This window comes from Streptococcus sp. ACS2 (genome assembly GCF_000525585.1).
Lineage (GTDB): Bacteria > Bacillota > Bacilli > Lactobacillales > Streptococcaceae > Streptococcus.
The window spans coordinates 153,535-170,407 of the sequence record NZ_JALT01000009.1; the positions used below are offsets into that span (position 1 = coordinate 153,535).

A 16,873-nucleotide genomic window follows, 5' to 3' on the forward strand; every position below is an offset into this window, starting at 1 on the left:
AATCTTTATGGGTTGGTCTTTTATCATTGTAAGGAGAAAATGATGTTAGAAAATATTCAAGCTTATTTGTCAAAACAGGGAGTTAAGTATATCAAACCTGAAAAAGCCGGTCCACATCAGGAAGAGATGGAATCACTCAAGTCACTTGGTCAAGCAGCTCGTAAGGAGATGCAGACTTTAGCAAAACTTCTAGAGGAGCGTTTGGCACCCTTTAAGATGGATCGTGTCAGTAATTGGGCCAATCAGGCACAAATATGTCGGCCACACTTTTGGTGCTATTACAGGGCCCCTGAGGATAGTTTAGACGATGTGGCCATGGCGACTCGACTTTATGGTCAGCCTGAAAAATGGGGGATTTCAGTAGAAGTTAGCTTTGTCGAACGTAAAAAATCAGATACTACTCTAGCTAAGCAACATAAGGTCCTAGACTTACCGATTGCTTTTCCACTTTACTATTTTGCTCAAGAAGATGGTGTCAGTCATCGTGTGGAAGGAACTGAAGAGAATCGCCAGATGCTTAAAGAAGCGGTTAGAGATGGTCGTGTTCGTAAGGTGTTGGTCAAGTATGATGTGACAGTGACTGCTAGTGAAACAATGGAAGAATTGGTAGAAGAACTTACTGATGGATTCTATAAGTTGAAACCATACTACGAGGAAGCTAATCAAAACTAAAAAATCTCCAGGTTCTTTCTGGAGATTTTCCTTGTTATTTTGGTGAAATCACTTCAGCACCACCCATGTAAGGACGAAGAACTTCAGGGATAGTTACTGAACCATCTTCGTTTTGGTAGTTTTCAAGGATAGCGGCTACTGTACGTCCAACAGCAAGTCCTGAACCGTTAAGAGTGTGAAGAAGTTTTACTTTACCATCGGCTTCGTCACGGTAACGGATTTGTGCACGACGGGCTTGGAAATCTTCTGTGTTTGAACATGAAGAAATTTCGCGGTAAGTGTTTTGTGCTGGAATCCAAACTTCCAAGTCGTAAGTTTTCGCAGCTGAGAATCCCATATCGCCAGTACACAAAGTGATGACACGGTATGGCAAGTTAAGTTTTTGAAGAATGTTTTCAGCGTTAACTACCATTTTTTCCAATTCATCATAAGAGTTTTCAGGTTTTGAGAATTTGACCATTTCAACCTTGTGGAATTGGTGAAGACGAATCAAACCACGTGTGTCACGACCAGCTGAACCAGCTTCTGAACGGAATGAAGGGCTCATAGCTGTGAAGTAGATTGGCAATTCTTTACCATCAAGGATTTCACCACGGTAGTAGTTTGTCAAAGGAACTTCGGCTGTTGGGATAAGGACATAGTCAGTACCGTCAAGCTCGAAAGTATCTTCTTTGAATTTTGGATATTGACCAGTACCGAACATTGAGTCGTGGTTAACCATGTAAGGTGTGATCATCTCAGTGTAACCTTCTTTAGCATGCTCATCCAACATGAAGTTGTAGATTGCACGTTCTAATTTTGCTCCAAGGCCTTTGTAGAAAAGGAAACGAGAACCAGTGACTTTAGCACCACGTTCCCAATCTAGGATACCAAGGTCTTCCCCAAGATCCCAGTGTGCTTTAACTTCAAAATCAAATTCACGAGGTGTTCCCCAACGACGAACTTCTACGTTTTCATCTTCGTCAGCGCCTACAGGAACAGAGTCATTTGGTGTGTTTGGAAGTGTCACAACGATGGCATTAAGCTTTTCATCGATAGCAGCAAGTTCTGCATCAATTTCCTTAATTGCTGCAGAGACTTTTTGCATTGCTGCGATTTGTTCAGAAGCATCTTCTTTGTTACGCTTAGCTTGAGCGATACCATCTGAAGCAATGTTACGTTGAGCTTTGAGTTCTTCAGATTTGATAAGAAGTTCGCGACGTTTAACATCAAGCTCTTTAAGTTCATTTAAAGTTTCAGCAGCGACACCACGTGTAGCCAATTTTTCGGCAAGGGCATCGAAGTCGTTACGAATACGTTTTACATCTAACATAAGTTCCTCCAAAAAGTAAAACACTCCAGTGAAAGTGTTGGAGTGACATAGGCCACGGTTCCATCCAACTTCACAGGAGTGCACTTGTTTATGTTTTTAATTATTAGAAACGGTAGAATTTCGTAGGTCAACCCTACCTGCTCGCAGCAACCGCAGGCTTTCTGTAAGGGTCTAGCTAGTACTTATCCGTCTGTTATATTATACAAAAATTATGATTTTTTGGCAAATAAACCTTTGAGTCGAGCCCCAATAGTTTGAATGAGAGTTGGTAGCTTGACGACTTTTTCATTGCCAAGGTGTTCCCTAGCAATTTTTAGAATCTTCCCAGAATCTTTAGAAGCAAAGAGGAATTTGCTCTTGTCTGTCAACACTTCAAAGTGGCGGCTAATTCTCTTTCCTGATACATTTGCACCGATTTGAGTGATGCTAGTCCATGGAATTTGAATGTATTGCTCGACATTGACATCTGGGTAGAATTCAAGAGCCACATCTCCGATTAGAAATTTACCGACTTTCCCCCCGATAGCCATGTAGGAAACGCCTGTTGTATGTAGTTCAACTGTTTTGTTTAGTGATTGTGCCATATCTATCTCGCTTTTTGATTGTAGTACCTTTATTATAGCATAAGAAAAGAGTTCAGCTTTGCTAAACTCTTACTCTTTTTACATGATTCCGAAGAAGCTTGCAACAATACCAACTACAAAGAGTCCGATGATGATTGTGATTGGTGAAACTTTCTTCTTAAGCAACCACATACATGCAAAAGTAAGGAGAAGTCCCATCAAACCTGGAATCAATGAATCCAATTGTTTTTGGAGGGTATCCACTTGAATCTTATCGAAGCTAAGTTTGTCATTAACTTGGCCGAGGATAGTCTTAAGTTGGTCACCGCTAACATTGCCTTTAGGCCATTCGATATAGGCACCTTTAGACAAAACTTTACCTGGAAGGTTTACAGTGAAGACGATAGAAACCCAACGTTCAACAAGGACAGCCAAGATGAACATACCAAGGATTGATGCCCCTTTAGTAATATCTTTCAAGATACCACCAGACATGTCTTTAGTGATTTCTGAACCTGCTTTGTAACCAAGTTCTTGAGTGTACCACAAGAAGGCCATACGGATAAGGTTCCAACCGATGAAGAAGATAAGTGGACCAGCGATGTTACCAGCTTGTGCCAATGATGCACCGAGGGCACCAAGGATAGGACGAACTGTGAACCAGAAAACAGGGTCACCGATACCGGCAAGAGGTCCCATCATACCGATTTTAACCCCTTGGATAGCAGCATCTTCGATGTCAGTACCGTTAGCTTTTTCTTCTTCAAGAGCCAAGGTAACACCCATGATAGGAGCAGCTACGTAAGGGTGGGTATTGAAGAATTCCAAGTGACGTTTAAGAGCTGCGGCTTGGTCTTCTTTGTTAGTATAGAGTTTTTTAATAGCAGGAATGAGTGAGTAAGCCCAACCCAAGTTTTGCATACGTTCATAGTTCCATGAACCTTGCAAGAATTGTGAGCGCCACCAAACCTTTTTACGATCCGCTTGAGATAATTGAATTTTTTCAGCCATGAGAGCACCCCTTCCTAGTAGTCTTCCAAGATATCGCCGATTGGGTCGCCTGAACCAGTTGAAGTTCCGCCACCATTTCCGCCACCTTGTTTAGAAAGGTTGAGGTAGATGAAGGCAATAGCGACACCGATAGCACCAAGAGCGATAAGTGTCAATTGGCTAATAGCAGCAAAAGCAAAACCGATGGCGAAGAATGGCCAAACTTCACGAGTTGCCATCATGTTGATAACCATGGCGTAACCAACGGCTACGACCATACCACCACCGACAACCATACCGTGGTTGAGCCAGTCAGGCATCAATCCAAGGGCATGTTGAACAGATTCTGCTGGGATAGCAAGAAGAAGGGCAGCTGGCACAGCGATACGCAAACCTTGAAGAAGGAGGGCGAGGTAGTGTGCACGTTCAACACCAGCGATGTTTCCGCTTTCTGCTGCTTTATCTGCAGCGTGAACAAGGGCAACAGATGTTGTACGAACAAGCATAGTTAGGAAGAGACCGGCAACCGCAAGTGGGATAGCTGTTGCAGTCGCAACACCGATACCTTCAGTTGTGAAGTTACCACCTTTAACCAAAATAATGGCAGCAGCAACAGAGGCAAGGGCAGCGTCAGGAGCGACAGCGGCACCGATATTAGCCCAAGCAAGGGCAATCATTTGAAGAGAACCACCAAGCATGATACCTGCAGTGAGGTTACCTGTAGCAGCACCGATGAGGGTACATGCAACAAGTGGTTGGTGGAATTGGAATTGGTCAAGGATACCTTCAAGACCAGCAAGGAAGGCAACAACTACGACCAAAATTGCAGAAATAATTGACATATCTGACATGGTAATAATTCCTTTTCTATTGAGTTGTGATTAGCTGAGATTATCAACTAATTTATCCGAATGAAGGTTATTGAACGTTAGCTTTTTTGATAAGGTCGAACAAATCTTTCTTAGAATCATTTGGTACCTTACGGACGTCGAATTCAACGCCAAGGTCACGCAATTTTTCGAAGCAAGCAACATCGTCTTTGTCCATAGACAAAACGTTGTTAACCATTGTTTTACCAGTTGAGTGAGCCATAGAACCAACGTTAAGTTCTTTGATTGGCACGCCACCTTCGATAGCACGAAGTGCGTCTTGAACAGTTTCGAACAAGATAAGCGCGTGTGTGTTACCAAAGCGAGGGTCCTTAGAAGCATCAATCAATTTTTGAATTGGAACAACGTTTGCTTTAACCCCATTTGGTGCTGCTTGTTTGATCAATTCTTTACGAAGCTCATCTTTAGCAACGTCATCTGAAGCAACAATGATACGGTCTGCTTTAGAAGCAGGTGTCCAGTTAGTTGCTACCTGACCATGCAAGAGACGTGTGTCCAAACGTGCCAAGTTAATCTTGAGTTTACCATCTCCGATAACTGTCCCTTCTGGGATAGCTCCTTGAGGTGCAGCAGCTTCTACAGGAGCTGCTGTTGTTTCCTCAGCTGGATTAAGCTCCTCTGGAAGTGCCTTGATACCACCCTTAGCTTCCTTGATGATATTAGCAGCAACTTGCTCTGCAGTAGCGTTAGCATCCATCATACGTTCAGTGTATGCTTGGATTAGCATTGGCAAGTTAAGTCCTGTGATGATAGCAATCTTGCGATCTGGATTTTCTCCAGCAATTCGGCTAGCTTGGTTAAATGGTGAACCAGACCAAAGGTCAGCCAAAACAAGAATTTCATCATCAGCATCGAATTGTGCAATGGCGTCGTTGAAGTGAGCGTACAAATCATCAGGACCTTCACTTGGCATGAAAGTTACGACTTGAACTTTCTCTTGGTCTCCAAAAATCATAGAGCCTGATTGGTGGATCCCTTCAGCGAACTTACCATGGCTGGCAATAATAATACCGATACCCATTCGTGTTCTCCTCCTTATAAATTATTATTTCCTAGGCTTAAAAAGACTATCTCCGATTTTTTTCAAGACGCTAAAAAAAGCGTCTCTCAATCTTTTTAAACATAAGAAATCAAGAACAATTATATTGTAAAACGCTTTCACGTAAATGTCAATAGCTAGTGAGATAAAATTTCAAAAGAAGTCAATTTCTTTCAAAAATGAGCAAAATATTATAAAAAGATTGCCCAACTATTAGATTGGACAATCTTTTTATAATATTCGGAGATTATTTCTTCTTGACAATGAGTCGGAAAAGATTCTTAAAGCCTTGTTTGAGAACAACGATGAAGCTAGGTGCTTTTCTTAAACTTTCTCGAGGAATTCTTTTTTGAATTTCTTTCAAAGTTATTCGGCTTTTTCGACTGGCAAAACGGAAACGTCCATTTTGCTTAGTACGGATTTCAAAGCGTGGGATGAATTTACCACCGAAGTAGACATCGGCAATCACATAAGTGATTTCATCCCAAGGAATTTGAACGTAGTCTTGTAACTTCGTATCATTGTAAAATTCGAAAGCCTTATCTCCGACCATGATATTTCCGTAAATAGGCCCTTCACGAAACCAAGTTCCCTTAGTTGTGTGAGCCATTTCGGTATTGAGCGATTTAACCATACCTTGCTCCGATTAGAGTACACCAATAATGTGGAGCACAATAGCTAGAACAAAGATACCCAAAATGATAACGATTGGAGAAACTTTTCTCTTAAGAAGGTACATACAGAGGAAAGTCAAACCAAGGGCAGCAAGACCAGGAATCAATTGGTTCAAGTTATCTTGCAATGTTGTTACCTTGTTGGCTTCGAGTGATTTACCAGCAGCTTGTTCTAGGAAGGCTGCTTTAACACCGGCAATACCTTTTGGAAGTTTATCCCAATCGATATAAGCACCTTCTTGTTGTTTAACAACAGAGACAACTGGTGTGAAGGTAATGCTTACCCAACGTTGGATAAGAGAACCGATAACGAACATCCCCATCATTGATGCGCCACGAGTTACTTGTTGGAGAAGGTTACCTGACAAGTCGTCTGTAATCGCAGTACCAGCACGGTAACCAAATTCTTGAGTATACCATTTAACAGCGGCAACCATAACGTTCCAGAGAACGAAGAAGACGATTGGGCCTAGGACGTTACCTGAAACAGCCAAACCTGCTCCTAGTGAAAGGAAGATTGGACGAAGGGTAAACCAGAAGAGAGGGTCACCGGCACCTGCAAGAGGTCCCATCATACCGACCTTAACCCCTGAGATAGCCGCATCATCGATCTCAGCACCGTTGGCACGTTCTTCTTCCAAGGCAAGCGTAACCCCAAAGATTGGGTTGGCCATGAAAGGTTGTGTATTGAAGAATTCCAAGTGACGCTTAAGCGCAGCAGCACGGTCTTCTTTAGTTTGATAAAGTTTTTTGATTGCAGGAATAAGGGTGTAAGCCACACCACCATTTTGCATACGTTCATAGTTGAATGAAGCTAAAAGGAAGTATGAGCGCAAGAAAGCTTTGAAACGATCTGCTTTTGTTAATTTAATTTTTGAATCAGCCATTTTCTTTCCTCCTAATTAAAAGTCTTCCAGAATTTCACCGAGGGGATCACCTGATCCTCCATCATTTGAAGAACCATTTGAACCACTAGCTTCAAGCGCAAGGTACATAACGGCAAGACAGAGGCCGATGATACCCAAGCTAATCAAGGTCAACTCTTTGAGGGCAGCCAAAGCAAAACCAAGGAAGAAGAATGGCCAAACTTCACGACTAGACATCATGTTGATAACCATGGCATAACCAACGGCTACAACCATACCACCACCGATTGTCATACCTGATTTTAACCATTCAGGCATAGCTTCAAGACCAGATTGTACGAGGTGAGCAGGAATCAAGAGCAAGAGGAGGGCAGGGATAGCAACACGGAGACCTTGGAGGGCCATACCGATAAAGTGCCATCTTTCAACACCAGCGATATCAGCAGCTTCTGCACGGCTATCCATAATATGAGCGATGAAGACAGTTGCTGTACGGACAACCATTGTCAAGGCAAGACCGGCAACAGCCAAAGGCACCGCAAGGGCGATGGCAGGACCAATCCCTTTAGTTCCTTGACCACCCAAGATAAGGATGATTGTAGAAGCTACAGCGGCAAGTGAGGCATCTGGTGCCATGGCAGCACCAACGTTTGCCCATCCCATAGTGATCAATTGTAAGCTACCACCCAACATTACGCCGAGTTCGAGATGACCAGTAACAAGACCGATAAGGGAACAAGCCACAACTGGTTGGTATGTTTCGATTTGGTCGTTAACTGAGCTACAACCGATGATGAAAGCAACAATTACGACTAAAATAATTTGTACTAAACTCATTTATGCATCCTCCAAAATTATTTCTTCTCTGCTAATTTAGTTTCAGCTGACTTAATCAAGGCATCAACGTTTGCTGGGCTATCACTTGGTACCCCACGAACGTCAAATTTGACACCCAATGATTGCAACTCTTTGATAGCATCCACATCTGTTTGGTCAAATGAAAGAGCCTTAGTAACGTTGACTTTTCCTTCTTTATAAGCTGAAGAACCAAGGTTGATTTCTTTAACATCAACACCTGCTTTAACAGCAGCAAGAGCATCTTCAACAGATTCAAAGAGAAGCATAGCACGTGTATCTCCAAAACGTGGGTCATTGTTTGCTTTAACCATGTTTTTAATTGGGATAACGTGAACTTGAACACCAGATGGAGCGGCTTGTTTAATCATGTTTGTACGAAGTTTATCATGACAAACAGTGTCTGAAACAACGATGATACGGTCTGGGTGAGTTGAGTGAGTCCAACCAGTCGCAACCTGACCGTGGAGGAGACGTGTGTCAACACGAGCCAAAACGTATTTGATTTTTCCATCACCAAGTACTGTTCCTTCAGGAATGGTACCTTTAGGAACAGAAGGCTTAGCGTCGGCTGGTTTAGTGTCTTCTTTAGGAATAAGGCCTTCTGGAAGGACTTTAACGCCTTCTTTTGTTTCCTTATAAATGTTAGCGACAATCTCTTCAACCCCAGCATCAGGAGCTACCATACGTTCCGTATATGCTTGGATAAGCATTGGCAAGTTGAGTCCTGTCACGATAACCATCTTGCGATCAGGATTTTCTTCCTTGATACGGCTTGCCTGGTTAAATGGTGACCCAGACCAAAGGTCTGCAAGGACAAGAATTTCGTCGTCAGCGTCAAATTGAGCGATGGCATCTTTGAAGTGAGCGTACAAGTCGTCAGGACCTTCATTTGGCATGAAAGTAACCACTTGAACTTTCTCTTGTTCACCAAAAATCATAGAACCTGATTGGTGAATACCTTCAGCGAATTTACCATGGCTAGCAATAATAATACCGATACCCATTAGTGTTCTTCCTCCTTTTATATATTGCTTCTTAGGAATAGAAAAATGATTATTGGTATTATCATTCATGACATGAAAATGACAACAATATTTTTTTAGTCCCTCGAAAATTAGAACAATCTAATTGTAAAACGTTATCATAGATTTGTCAATGCTTTTCGTAATAAAAGTGTCATAAAATTGAAAAAAATATCAAATTATCGCAAATATACTTTCTTTTCAGACAATCAGACAAAAGGTGTTAGATATAGTTTGAAGCTATATTTAAATAGAGGAAATGGGATTATGATAAAATGAGATAAATGCTTGTAATAGCTAGTAATGGCTGCTATATTTTTGTCAATTAACTGTTTAATGTTAAATCTATAAGAAAAGAGGACCTCCTTATATCAGATTTACTAAGTATTTATAAAGAATTGCAATCTAAGAAATGGGTTGACTTGACCCACAAAATTAATGCAGAAAGTCCACACTTTCCAGCTCTCCCAGCCTTGAAACAAGAAGACCTTTTTACATTAAAAGATGGTTTCCATGTTCAAAAATTTACAGTGGTTGGTCAATACGGAACGCATATTGATGCACCGATTCACTTTGTAGAAGGTGGTCGTTGGTTGGATGAGATTGCCCTCAAAGATCTTCTTTTACCACTCTATGTTATCGACAAGTCTAAAGAAGTTGCTGCCAATCCAAACTTTATTTTGAGCAAACAAGATATCTTAGACTTTGAAGCAGAATATGGACAAATTACTGAAGGGGCCTTTGTCGCTTTTCGTAGTGATTGGTCGAAGCGTTGGCCAGATCAAGATGCTATGCGCAACCTTGATGAAAATGGGGTTCAACAGAGTCCAGGGTGGAGCCGTGAAGCTCTAGAATTCTTGATTTATGAACGTCAGGTTAAGGCTGTCGGTCACGAGACTTTTGATACAGATGCTGGCATTCCAGCAGCAGAACATGGTTTGGTAAACGAATACTACCTCTTGGAACAAAACATTTATCAGGTAGAAGTTTTGAATCAATTGGATCAAGTTCCAGCCGTTGGTGCTTTGATTTCGATTGCATTTCCTCACTGGGACAAGGCGACAGGCTCCCCAGTGCGTGCAGTGGCTATTTTACCTTAATCATAAGAAAAAACACCGAAGAAATTTTCGGTGTCTTTTGTTATTTATAAGAAGAGTTCCTGGAGTTTGCGAGCAACGCCATCCTCTTCATTAGTCCACTCAATTTGTTCGTTAGCGTGGGGGAGAAGGACAGAGCTAGCATTCTTCATGGCATAACCAGTTTTAGCAAGTTCCAACATCTCTGTGTCGTTGTGTTCGTCTCCAAAAGCAATCAGATCATCCGTTGATTTGCGCATAGCCTTAAGTAAGTAGTTTAGGGCGTAGGCCTTGTTAATACCTTTAGGTGAAAACTCCAAAATATTAAGCGGGCCACCCCAAGAATCAACTTCAATTTCTTCCTTGAAGTCTTTCTTGATATCATCGGCTAGCTGGTACTTATCTTCGTGACGAGTTTGCATAAGAAGAGCATTTGGGTTGCGCGTGATTTTAGTTGGTTCTAAACGCATAGCCTCAATAATTTTATCAACACCAAAGAGTTGTGGTTGGATACGTTCTGGGTGATTCATAGTGATATAGAAGTGTTTTCGATATTCACTAGCCAGAAAATCCATCTCTAATTCATCATGGCGTTGTAAGAGGCTAATCAGATATTTCTTATCTAATTTAACCGAATGCTCATAAGCCCAGTCTTGGTCTGGAAGATTGGTCAAAGAGCCGTTGAAGGTGATGAGTGGTGTTTCTAACCCTAGTGTTTTGTAATGCTCAATAGCCATACGATAAGGACGACCTGTAGCAATAACGACTTGGTGTCCTTTGTTTTGTACGTCTTTAATCGTTTTTTGTGTAAATTCTGAAATAGTTCCATCTGGGCGTAATAACGTTCCATCAAGATCTAGTGCAATCAATTTTTTTGTCATGTTCCTATTATAGCAAAAATCTGTCCTTTGTTGGTGATTAAGAAAGAGCTTTCTAAGAACGTTCGGTTTTTCATAAGAAAAGTCTCAGGAAATAAACCTTGCACCGTCAAATGATTTCATGTAGAATAGTAATGTTGCATTCTACATGAGAATGTTCCGAAATTATTCGGATTTTGACAATATTTTTTATTAAGGAGTCTAAACTTTCATGGAAAAGTTTTTCAAATTGAAAGAACATGGTACTGACGTCCGCACAGAAGTGACTGCCGGATTGACAACTTTCTTTGCCATGTCTTACATCCTCTTTGTTAACCCAGCGATGTTGGCCCAAACAGGAATGCCTGCACAAGGTGTTTTCTTAGCAACAATTATTGGTGCGGTTGCAGGGACATTGATGATGGCATTTTATGCTAACCTACCATACGCTCAAGCGCCTGGTATGGGGCTTAATGCCTTCTTCACCTACACAGTGGTCTTTTCTTTGGGTTACACTTGGCAAGAGGCCTTAGCAATGGTCTTTCTATGTGGTGTTATTTCATTGATCATCACGGTAACTAAAGTACGTAAGATGATTATTGAGTCTATTCCAACAGCTCTCAAATCTGCTATTTCAGCAGGTATCGGTGTTTTCCTTGCCTATGTTGGGATTAAAAATGCTGGTTTCTTGAAATTCTCAATTAATCCACATACCTACACTGTAGCAGGCAAAGGTGCTGACATGGCTAAGGCTTCAATTACAGCTTCATCGTCAGCTACACCAGGTTTGGTTGCTTTCAATAACCCAACTGTAATTGTAGGTTTGATTGGTCTTGCGATTGCGATTTTCTTTATTGTTAAAGGTATTCGTGGTGGTGTTCTTCTTTCAATCCTCGTGACGACTATCATTGCTATCTTTGCTGGTGTCGTTGATCTTGGAAGCATTGACTGGCACGCAGCTAGCTTGACATCATCTATTAAGGATCTTGGTCAGGTCTTTGGTGCAGCGCTTGGATCTAAGGGATTGGGATCACTCTTTGCAGATGTTTCTCGTTTGCCTGGTGTCTTTATGGCTATTCTTGCCTTTTCATTGACTGATATCTTCGATACTATCGGTACCTTGATTGGTACTGGTGAGAAGGTTGGTATCATTGCTTCAACAGGTGATAACAACGAATCAAAAGCTCTTGACCGTGCTCTTTACTCTGACCTTGTTGGTACAAGTATTGGTGCCATTGCAGGGACTTCAAACGTTACAACTTACGTTGAATCTGCAGCAGGTATTGGTGCTGGTGGACGTACTGGTTTGACAGCTCTTGTGGTTGCTGTACTCTTTGCCATTTCTAGTTTCTTTAGTCCAGTGGTGTCAATCGTTCCAAATGCGGCAACAGCGCCTATTCTTATTATTGTAGGTGTTATGATGCTCTCTAACCTTAAGAGTGTCGATTGGGAAGACTTGTCTGAAGCTATTCCTGCCTTCTTCACTTCTATTTTCATGGGATTCTCATATAGTATTACTTATGGTATCGCAGCTGGTTTCCTTACTTATACTTTGGTCAAAATCGTCAAAGGTCAAACTAAGGATGTCCACTTTATTATGTGGATTTTGGATATCTTGTTTATCCTTAACTTCATCAGTATGGCTGTGTTCTAAAGCTTGAAAGTTAAAAGTCTGTATATTTGTCAGGCTTTTTCTTTTGCGATTTTATCTGGGGAATGTGAGAGAGTTTTTTTGATTAACTTTCAAATCTATAGTAAGTTTTACAAAATGATTTCTAATCTATGAGTGGTTGATGTGGTTAAAATAAATTGAAGATTAAAATACACATCTTAACTTCTTACTTAAATGATTCGATATTTATAAGTTTCTACTGTATTTTTACAGTGGATTCTAGTCCATATTTTTATTTTTTGATATAATGAAAACATGATTTACAGTCAAAATGAAGAAGAATTGATTAGTATCGGCCAAAAGTTAGGTCGACTGCTCGATTCTGGAGATATAATTGTTCTCTCAGGTGATCTGGGAGCTGGCAAAACAACCTTAACCAAGGGGATTGCCAAAGGTTTGGATATTTCACAGATGATAAAGAGTCCAACCTATACTATTGTAAGGGAGTATGAGGGGCGGCTGCCACTCTATCATTTAGATGTCTACCGCATTGGTGATGATCCTGATTCTATTGATTTGGATGATTTTCTGTATGGTGAAGGTGTGACCATCATCGAGTGGGGTGAGCTCCTAGACGAGAGTCTGTTAGGGGATTATCTCCTAATTTCGATATCTCATCATGGAGATGGACGTCAGTTGCTTTTTGAATCTTTCGGTCCTAGAAGTAAGGAGATTCAGGAGGAAATGGTAAATGGCTGAGCAAGAATTAGTCATTGAGGAAGCTCAAAGAGAGGATGCTGCCTCTCTAGCTCGTTTACTAGAGACTGTAGCCTTGGAATCGGATTTTCTAGCACAAGATGATAGAAGTTCTATACTGAGTGTTGAACAGTTAGCCACTTATATTGAAAGTCATCAGCATAGGCTTAATGAGATTTGTTTGGTGGCAAAATTGGGTCATGAGGTCATTGGTGTTTGTAATGTTACCTCTGATCAAGATACTAAGACCAGTCATATCGGCGACGTATTTATTGCGGTTTCTAAACCCTACTGGGGGAATGGTGTTGGCCAGTTTCTTATGGAAACAATGATTGACTGGGCAGATCATACACCAACTATCCGCCGCTTAGAGTTGACGGTTCAAGCACGTAATAAACGGGCGGTTCATCTCTATCAAAAATTCGGATTTGACATTGAAGGCACTAAGAAACGTGGTGCAAGAACTAAAAATGGAGAATTTCTAGATGTTTACCTTATGGCTAAACTCATAGATTAGGAAAAAACATGAAACTTGGACGAAAAATTTTATTGATGTTGTTGGCGATTTTTGCAACGACAGTAGTAGCTGCTGGTATTTACCTAACGACAACTTATAATTATGCCACAGGCGAATTGTCAAAAACGTTTAGGGCTTCTAAAGCAACTTCGGGGAATAGTAAGGCTATTCAACAGACTAAGCCTATAACTATTCTCTTGATGGGGGTAGATACAGGATCCAAAGAACGTAAGGAAACCTGGGAAGGAAACTCTGATACCATGATTTTGGTAACAGTGAACCCTAAGACTAAGAAAACAACCATGACCAGTTTGGAACGTGACCTTTTGACAGATATTGAGGGGTCGGGTGAAGCAAAACTAAATTCAGCATATGCTGAGGGTGGTGCTGACTTGGCTATTTCAACCATTCAAAAGGTTTTAGATATTGATATTGACTATTATGCACTGATTAATATGCAGGGTATGATTGATCTGGTAGATGCTGTTGGTGGTATTGAGGTAACGAATCATTTTGATTTTCCCATTTCGATTGCAGAAAATGAACCTGAATTTCAGGCAAAAGTTGAGCCCGGAACCCATAAAATCAATGGTGAGCAAGCTTTAGTCTATTCACGTATGCGTTACGATGACCCTGATGGTGACTATGGTCGCCAAAAACGTCAACGTGAGGTTATTCAAAAAGTTGTAGCTAAGCTTTTGAAGATGGACTCTATTGGTTCTTACAAGAAAATTTTGTCGGCTGTAAGTTCAAATGTTCAAACCAGTATCGATCTTGGTGATACCAATACTTTGCGTAGCTTGATGGGTTATAGTGATGCCCTTAAAAATATTAAGTCATACCAATTGGCTGGTTCGGATGCCATGATCAATGGAGGAAGCTATCAAGTAGCCTCCACTGAGGATATTCTTAAGGTGCAAAATCGCATTAAGCAGGAAGTTGGTAAGAAGAAAGTTTCTGAATCTAATCTTAAGACTAGTTTGGTTCTCTATGGTTCTGGTAGCTCTAACTATGGCTCAGATGATTTCGTTAATTCTAAAGGAAGTGCGGCTTCGAGTGAGGCATCTTCAAATTATGAGGGCGGGTCATCTGAGGCAGCAGGTGGTGGATCGGTAAGTACCTACAATGGAGGCACTACCTATAGCAATAACTATAGTGAAAACACCGGTAATTATGTTCAGGAACAAGGTACGACAACCCCTACATACAATAATAATGGATCGGGTGTGACTACTTATAGCACTGTTCCAGCGACGCAATAAATAAGGTTGGGTGATTCCCAACCTTTTTGTTATGAAATGATAGCAATATGGTTATTCCTTGCAATGGCTTTTGAGCTATGCTATAATATAGGAAAATAACGAAAGAGAGGCGGAGTAGAAACTTCGTCTCTTGTGTGTGTAAGGAGGTCATAATGTCGCAAAAAATTATTGATCTCGTGACGGCAGTCGTAGCTCCAGCTATTCCTGAGCCATACGAACTAGTCGATATCGAGTACGAAAAGCTTGGCGGTGACTATGTCTTGTCAGTTTTGATTGATAAGCCAGGAGGTATTACTGTAGAAGATACTGCAAACTTGACTGAAATTATCAGTCCCCTCTTGGATACTATTCAGCCTGATCCTTTCCCGGATCAATACATGCTGGAAGTTTCTAGTCCAGGGTTAGAGCGTCCCTTAAAAACCAAAGAAGCTTTGACAAATGCTGTTGGTCAATATATCAATGTTAGTCTTTACAAGGCTATTGATAAGATCAAGATTTTCCAAGGTGACTTGGTGGCCTTTGATGGGGAAACCCTAACAATTGATTACCTTGATAAGACTCGCCATAAAACTGTTGAGATTCCCTATCAAACAGTTGCTAAAGCTCGTTTGGCAGTCAAACTCTAAAACTCTTAGTGTAAATAAAGAAAGGATGCCAGTTTTGGCCACTAGAGGCTAAAACAACAAAGAATATGAGCAAAGAAATGCTAGAAGCCTTCCGTGTCTTGGAAGAAGAAAAACACATTAACAAGGAAGACATCATTGATGCTGTGGTTGAATCGCTTAAGTCAGCCTACAAGCGTCGTTATGGTCAGTCAGAATCAGCTGTAGTTGAATTCAATGAAAAAACAGGTGATTTTCAAGTTTATACCGTTCGTGAAGTTGTAGACGAAGTCTTTGATAGTCGTTTGGAAATTAGCTTGAAAGATGCCCTTGCTATCAGCTCTGCCTACGAGCTTGGTGACAAGATTCGTTTTGAAGAGTCAGTCGATGAATTTGGCCGTGTCGCAGCGCAATCTGCCAAACAAACCATTATGGAAAAGATGCGCAAGCAGATGCGTGAAATCACTTATAATGACTATAAGCAACATGAAGGTGAAATCATGCAAGGAACAGTTGAACGCTTTGACCAACGTTTCATTTATGTGAATCTTGGAACGCTAGAAGCTCAATTGTCACGCCAAGACCAAATTCCTGGCGAAAGCTTTAAGTCACACGACGTCATCGATGTTTATGTTTATAAAGTTGAAAACAACCCTAAAGGTGTTAACGTCTTTGTAAGCCGTAGCCATCCAGAATTCATCAAACGTATCATGGAACAAGAAATTCCTGAAGTATTTGATGGAACTGTAGAAATCATGAGCGTGTCTCGTGAAGCTGGTGATCGTACCAAAGTTGCTGTTCGCAGTCATAACCCTAACGTTGATGCTATTGGTACTATCGTTGGTCGTGGTGGAAGCAACATCAAGAAAGTTGTCAGCCGTTTCCACCCAACACGTTTGGATGCTAAGACAGGAATTGAAGTTCCTGTTGAGGAAAATATTGATGTTATTCAATGGGTTGAAGATCCAGCTGAATTTATCTACAATGCTATTGCACCGGCTGAAGTGGACTATGTTCTCTTTGACGAAGATGATAGCAAACGTGCGACAGTAGTTGTACCAGATAACAAATTATCTCTTGCAATTGGTCGTCGTGGACAAAACGTTCGTTTGGCAGCTCATTTGACTGGTTACCGTATTGACATCAAGTCAGCTTCTGAATATGAAGCACTCGAAGCTGAAAAAGCTGAGGCTGCTACTGAGGAAGTTGTTGACGAGATTGTTGCAGAAGATGCTACACCTGTTGAAGTCACAACAGAAGAAGTAATTGAAACAACAGAAGCAGAATAAGAAGAACATAGAGGTG

18 protein-coding genes are annotated in these 16,873 nt (G+C 41.1%); 8 read left to right on the forward strand and 10 right to left on the reverse strand.

Annotation, left to right across the window (positions count from 1 at the left end; all coding sequences use genetic code 11):
* The first annotated feature begins 42 nt into the window (after window positions 1–42).
* Window positions 43–672, forward strand: a complete 630-nt coding sequence (locus HMPREF1517_RS01005) for a hypothetical protein (protein WP_037599025.1) — start codon at window positions 43–45, stop codon at window positions 670–672.
* A 34-nt stretch (window positions 673–706) separates the two neighbouring features.
* Here the strand turns inward: HMPREF1517_RS01005 and serS are convergent, their stop codons facing one another.
* From serS to HMPREF1517_RS01050, 9 genes are all read right to left on the reverse strand, one after another.
* The gene (serS, locus tag HMPREF1517_RS01010) at window positions 707–1,984 is read right to left on the reverse strand and encodes a serine--tRNA ligase (RefSeq protein WP_037599027.1); all 1,278 of its coding nucleotides are present in this window, start codon (window positions 1,982–1,984) and stop codon (window positions 707–709) included.
* Window positions 1,985–2,193: 209 nt separating this feature from the next.
* Window positions 2,194–2,568: a DUF956 family protein gene (locus HMPREF1517_RS01015; RefSeq protein WP_002883765.1), complete on the reverse strand. Its 375-nt coding sequence runs from the start codon at window positions 2,566–2,568 to the stop codon at window positions 2,194–2,196.
* A 78-nt stretch (window positions 2,569–2,646) separates the two neighbouring features.
* The gene (locus HMPREF1517_RS01020; RefSeq protein ID WP_002883717.1) at window positions 2,647–3,558 is read right to left on the reverse strand and encodes a PTS system mannose/fructose/sorbose family transporter subunit IID; all 912 of its coding nucleotides are present in this window, start codon (window positions 3,556–3,558) and stop codon (window positions 2,647–2,649) included.
* 14 nt (window positions 3,559–3,572) lie between these two features.
* The gene (locus HMPREF1517_RS01025) at window positions 3,573–4,388 is read right to left on the reverse strand and encodes a PTS mannose/fructose/sorbose transporter subunit IIC (protein WP_037599030.1); all 816 of its coding nucleotides are present in this window, start codon (window positions 4,386–4,388) and stop codon (window positions 3,573–3,575) included.
* 67 nt (window positions 4,389–4,455) lie between these two features.
* Window positions 4,456–5,448: a PTS sugar transporter subunit IIB gene (locus HMPREF1517_RS01030; RefSeq protein ID WP_002883770.1), complete on the reverse strand. Its 993-nt coding sequence runs from the start codon at window positions 5,446–5,448 to the stop codon at window positions 4,456–4,458.
* Between the two features lie 265 nt (window positions 5,449–5,713).
* Window positions 5,714–6,100, reverse strand: coding sequence for a DUF956 family protein (locus HMPREF1517_RS01035; protein ID WP_014633902.1), 387 nt, complete (start codon window positions 6,098–6,100; stop codon window positions 5,714–5,716).
* A gap of 12 nt (window positions 6,101–6,112) precedes the next feature.
* The gene (locus HMPREF1517_RS01040; protein ID WP_014633903.1) at window positions 6,113–7,027 is read right to left on the reverse strand and encodes a PTS system mannose/fructose/sorbose family transporter subunit IID; all 915 of its coding nucleotides are present in this window, start codon (window positions 7,025–7,027) and stop codon (window positions 6,113–6,115) included.
* Between the two features lie 15 nt (window positions 7,028–7,042).
* Window positions 7,043–7,843, reverse strand: a complete 801-nt coding sequence (locus HMPREF1517_RS01045; RefSeq protein ID WP_002886606.1) for a PTS mannose/fructose/sorbose transporter subunit IIC — start codon at window positions 7,841–7,843, stop codon at window positions 7,043–7,045.
* Window positions 7,844–7,860: 17 nt separating this feature from the next.
* Window positions 7,861–8,868 carry a PTS sugar transporter subunit IIB gene (locus HMPREF1517_RS01050; protein ID WP_021143568.1) on the reverse strand — a complete coding sequence of 336 codons (1,008 nt, stop codon included), beginning with the start codon at window positions 8,866–8,868 and terminating at the stop codon, window positions 7,861–7,863.
* A gap of 386 nt (window positions 8,869–9,254) precedes the next feature.
* Here HMPREF1517_RS01050 and HMPREF1517_RS01055 point away from each other — a divergent pair, with 386 nt between their 5' ends.
* A complete protein-coding gene (locus tag HMPREF1517_RS01055) occupies window positions 9,255–9,986 on the forward strand; it encodes a cyclase family protein (RefSeq protein ID WP_037599032.1) in 732 nt (243 codons plus the stop codon).
* Between the two features lie 44 nt (window positions 9,987–10,030).
* Here the strand turns inward: HMPREF1517_RS01055 and HMPREF1517_RS01060 are convergent, their stop codons facing one another.
* A complete protein-coding gene (locus tag HMPREF1517_RS01060) occupies window positions 10,031–10,843 on the reverse strand; it encodes a Cof-type HAD-IIB family hydrolase (protein ID WP_037599033.1) in 813 nt (270 codons plus the stop codon).
* A gap of 208 nt (window positions 10,844–11,051) precedes the next feature.
* Between HMPREF1517_RS01060 and HMPREF1517_RS01065 the strand changes: the two genes are divergently transcribed.
* From HMPREF1517_RS01065 to nusA, 6 genes are all read left to right on the forward strand, one after another.
* Window positions 11,052–12,473, forward strand: coding sequence for an NCS2 family permease (locus HMPREF1517_RS01065; RefSeq protein WP_037599034.1), 1,422 nt, complete (start codon window positions 11,052–11,054; stop codon window positions 12,471–12,473).
* Window positions 12,474–12,746: 273 nt separating this feature from the next.
* The gene (tsaE, locus tag HMPREF1517_RS01070) at window positions 12,747–13,190 is read left to right on the forward strand and encodes a tRNA (adenosine(37)-N6)-threonylcarbamoyltransferase complex ATPase subunit type 1 TsaE (protein ID WP_014633907.1); all 444 of its coding nucleotides are present in this window, start codon (window positions 12,747–12,749) and stop codon (window positions 13,188–13,190) included.
* Window positions 13,183–13,704, forward strand: a complete 522-nt coding sequence (locus HMPREF1517_RS01075) for a GNAT family N-acetyltransferase (RefSeq protein ID WP_037599035.1) — start codon at window positions 13,183–13,185, stop codon at window positions 13,702–13,704. The genes tsaE and HMPREF1517_RS01075 overlap by 8 nt, the downstream gene beginning before the upstream one ends.
* Window positions 13,705–13,712: 8 nt before the next feature.
* Window positions 13,713–14,966 carry a glycopolymer--peptidoglycan transferase LytR gene (lytR, locus tag HMPREF1517_RS01080; protein ID WP_037599036.1) on the forward strand — a complete coding sequence of 418 codons (1,254 nt, stop codon included), beginning with the start codon at window positions 13,713–13,715 and terminating at the stop codon, window positions 14,964–14,966.
* 152 nt (window positions 14,967–15,118) lie between these two features.
* Entirely contained in the window at window positions 15,119–15,592 is a 474-nt protein-coding gene (gene rimP / locus HMPREF1517_RS01085) for a ribosome maturation factor RimP (protein ID WP_037599037.1), read from the forward strand.
* A 65-nt stretch (window positions 15,593–15,657) separates the two neighbouring features.
* Window positions 15,658–16,857: a transcription termination factor NusA gene (gene nusA, locus HMPREF1517_RS01090; RefSeq protein WP_002883755.1), complete on the forward strand. Its 1,200-nt coding sequence runs from the start codon at window positions 15,658–15,660 to the stop codon at window positions 16,855–16,857.
* Window positions 16,858–16,873 lie beyond the last annotated feature (16 nt).

Coding starts and splice junctions, on each gene's coding strand:
- HMPREF1517_RS01005 (WP_037599025.1), top strand. CDS start 43: ATGTTAGAAAATATTCAAGCTTATTTGTCAAAACAGGGAGTTAAGTAT.
- serS (WP_037599027.1), bottom strand. CDS start 1,984: ATGTTAGATGTAAAACGTATTCGTAACGACTTCGATGCCCTTGCCGAA.
- HMPREF1517_RS01015 (WP_002883765.1), bottom strand. CDS start 2,568: ATGGCACAATCACTAAACAAAACAGTTGAACTACATACAACAGGCGTT.
- HMPREF1517_RS01020 (WP_002883717.1), bottom strand. CDS start 3,558: ATGGCTGAAAAAATTCAATTATCTCAAGCGGATCGTAAAAAGGTTTGG.
- HMPREF1517_RS01025 (WP_037599030.1), bottom strand. CDS start 4,388: ATGTCAGATATGTCAATTATTTCTGCAATTTTGGTCGTAGTTGTTGCC.
- HMPREF1517_RS01030 (WP_002883770.1), bottom strand. CDS start 5,448: ATGGGTATCGGTATTATTATTGCCAGCCATGGTAAGTTCGCTGAAGGG.
- HMPREF1517_RS01035 (WP_014633902.1), bottom strand. CDS start 6,100: ATGGTTAAATCGCTCAATACCGAAATGGCTCACACAACTAAGGGAACT.
- HMPREF1517_RS01040 (WP_014633903.1), bottom strand. CDS start 7,027: ATGGCTGATTCAAAAATTAAATTAACAAAAGCAGATCGTTTCAAAGCT.
- HMPREF1517_RS01045 (WP_002886606.1), bottom strand. CDS start 7,843: ATGAGTTTAGTACAAATTATTTTAGTCGTAATTGTTGCTTTCATCATC.
- HMPREF1517_RS01050 (WP_021143568.1), bottom strand. CDS start 8,868: ATGGGTATCGGTATTATTATTGCTAGCCATGGTAAATTCGCTGAAGGT.
- HMPREF1517_RS01060 (WP_037599033.1), bottom strand. CDS start 10,843: ATGACAAAAAAATTGATTGCACTAGATCTTGATGGAACGTTATTACGC.
- HMPREF1517_RS01065 (WP_037599034.1), top strand. CDS start 11,052: ATGGAAAAGTTTTTCAAATTGAAAGAACATGGTACTGACGTCCGCACA.
- tsaE (WP_014633907.1), top strand. CDS start 12,747: ATGATTTACAGTCAAAATGAAGAAGAATTGATTAGTATCGGCCAAAAG.
- HMPREF1517_RS01075 (WP_037599035.1), top strand. CDS start 13,183: ATGGCTGAGCAAGAATTAGTCATTGAGGAAGCTCAAAGAGAGGATGCT.
- lytR (WP_037599036.1), top strand. CDS start 13,713: ATGAAACTTGGACGAAAAATTTTATTGATGTTGTTGGCGATTTTTGCA.
- rimP (WP_037599037.1), top strand. CDS start 15,119: ATGTCGCAAAAAATTATTGATCTCGTGACGGCAGTCGTAGCTCCAGCT.
- nusA (WP_002883755.1), top strand. CDS start 15,658: ATGAGCAAAGAAATGCTAGAAGCCTTCCGTGTCTTGGAAGAAGAAAAA.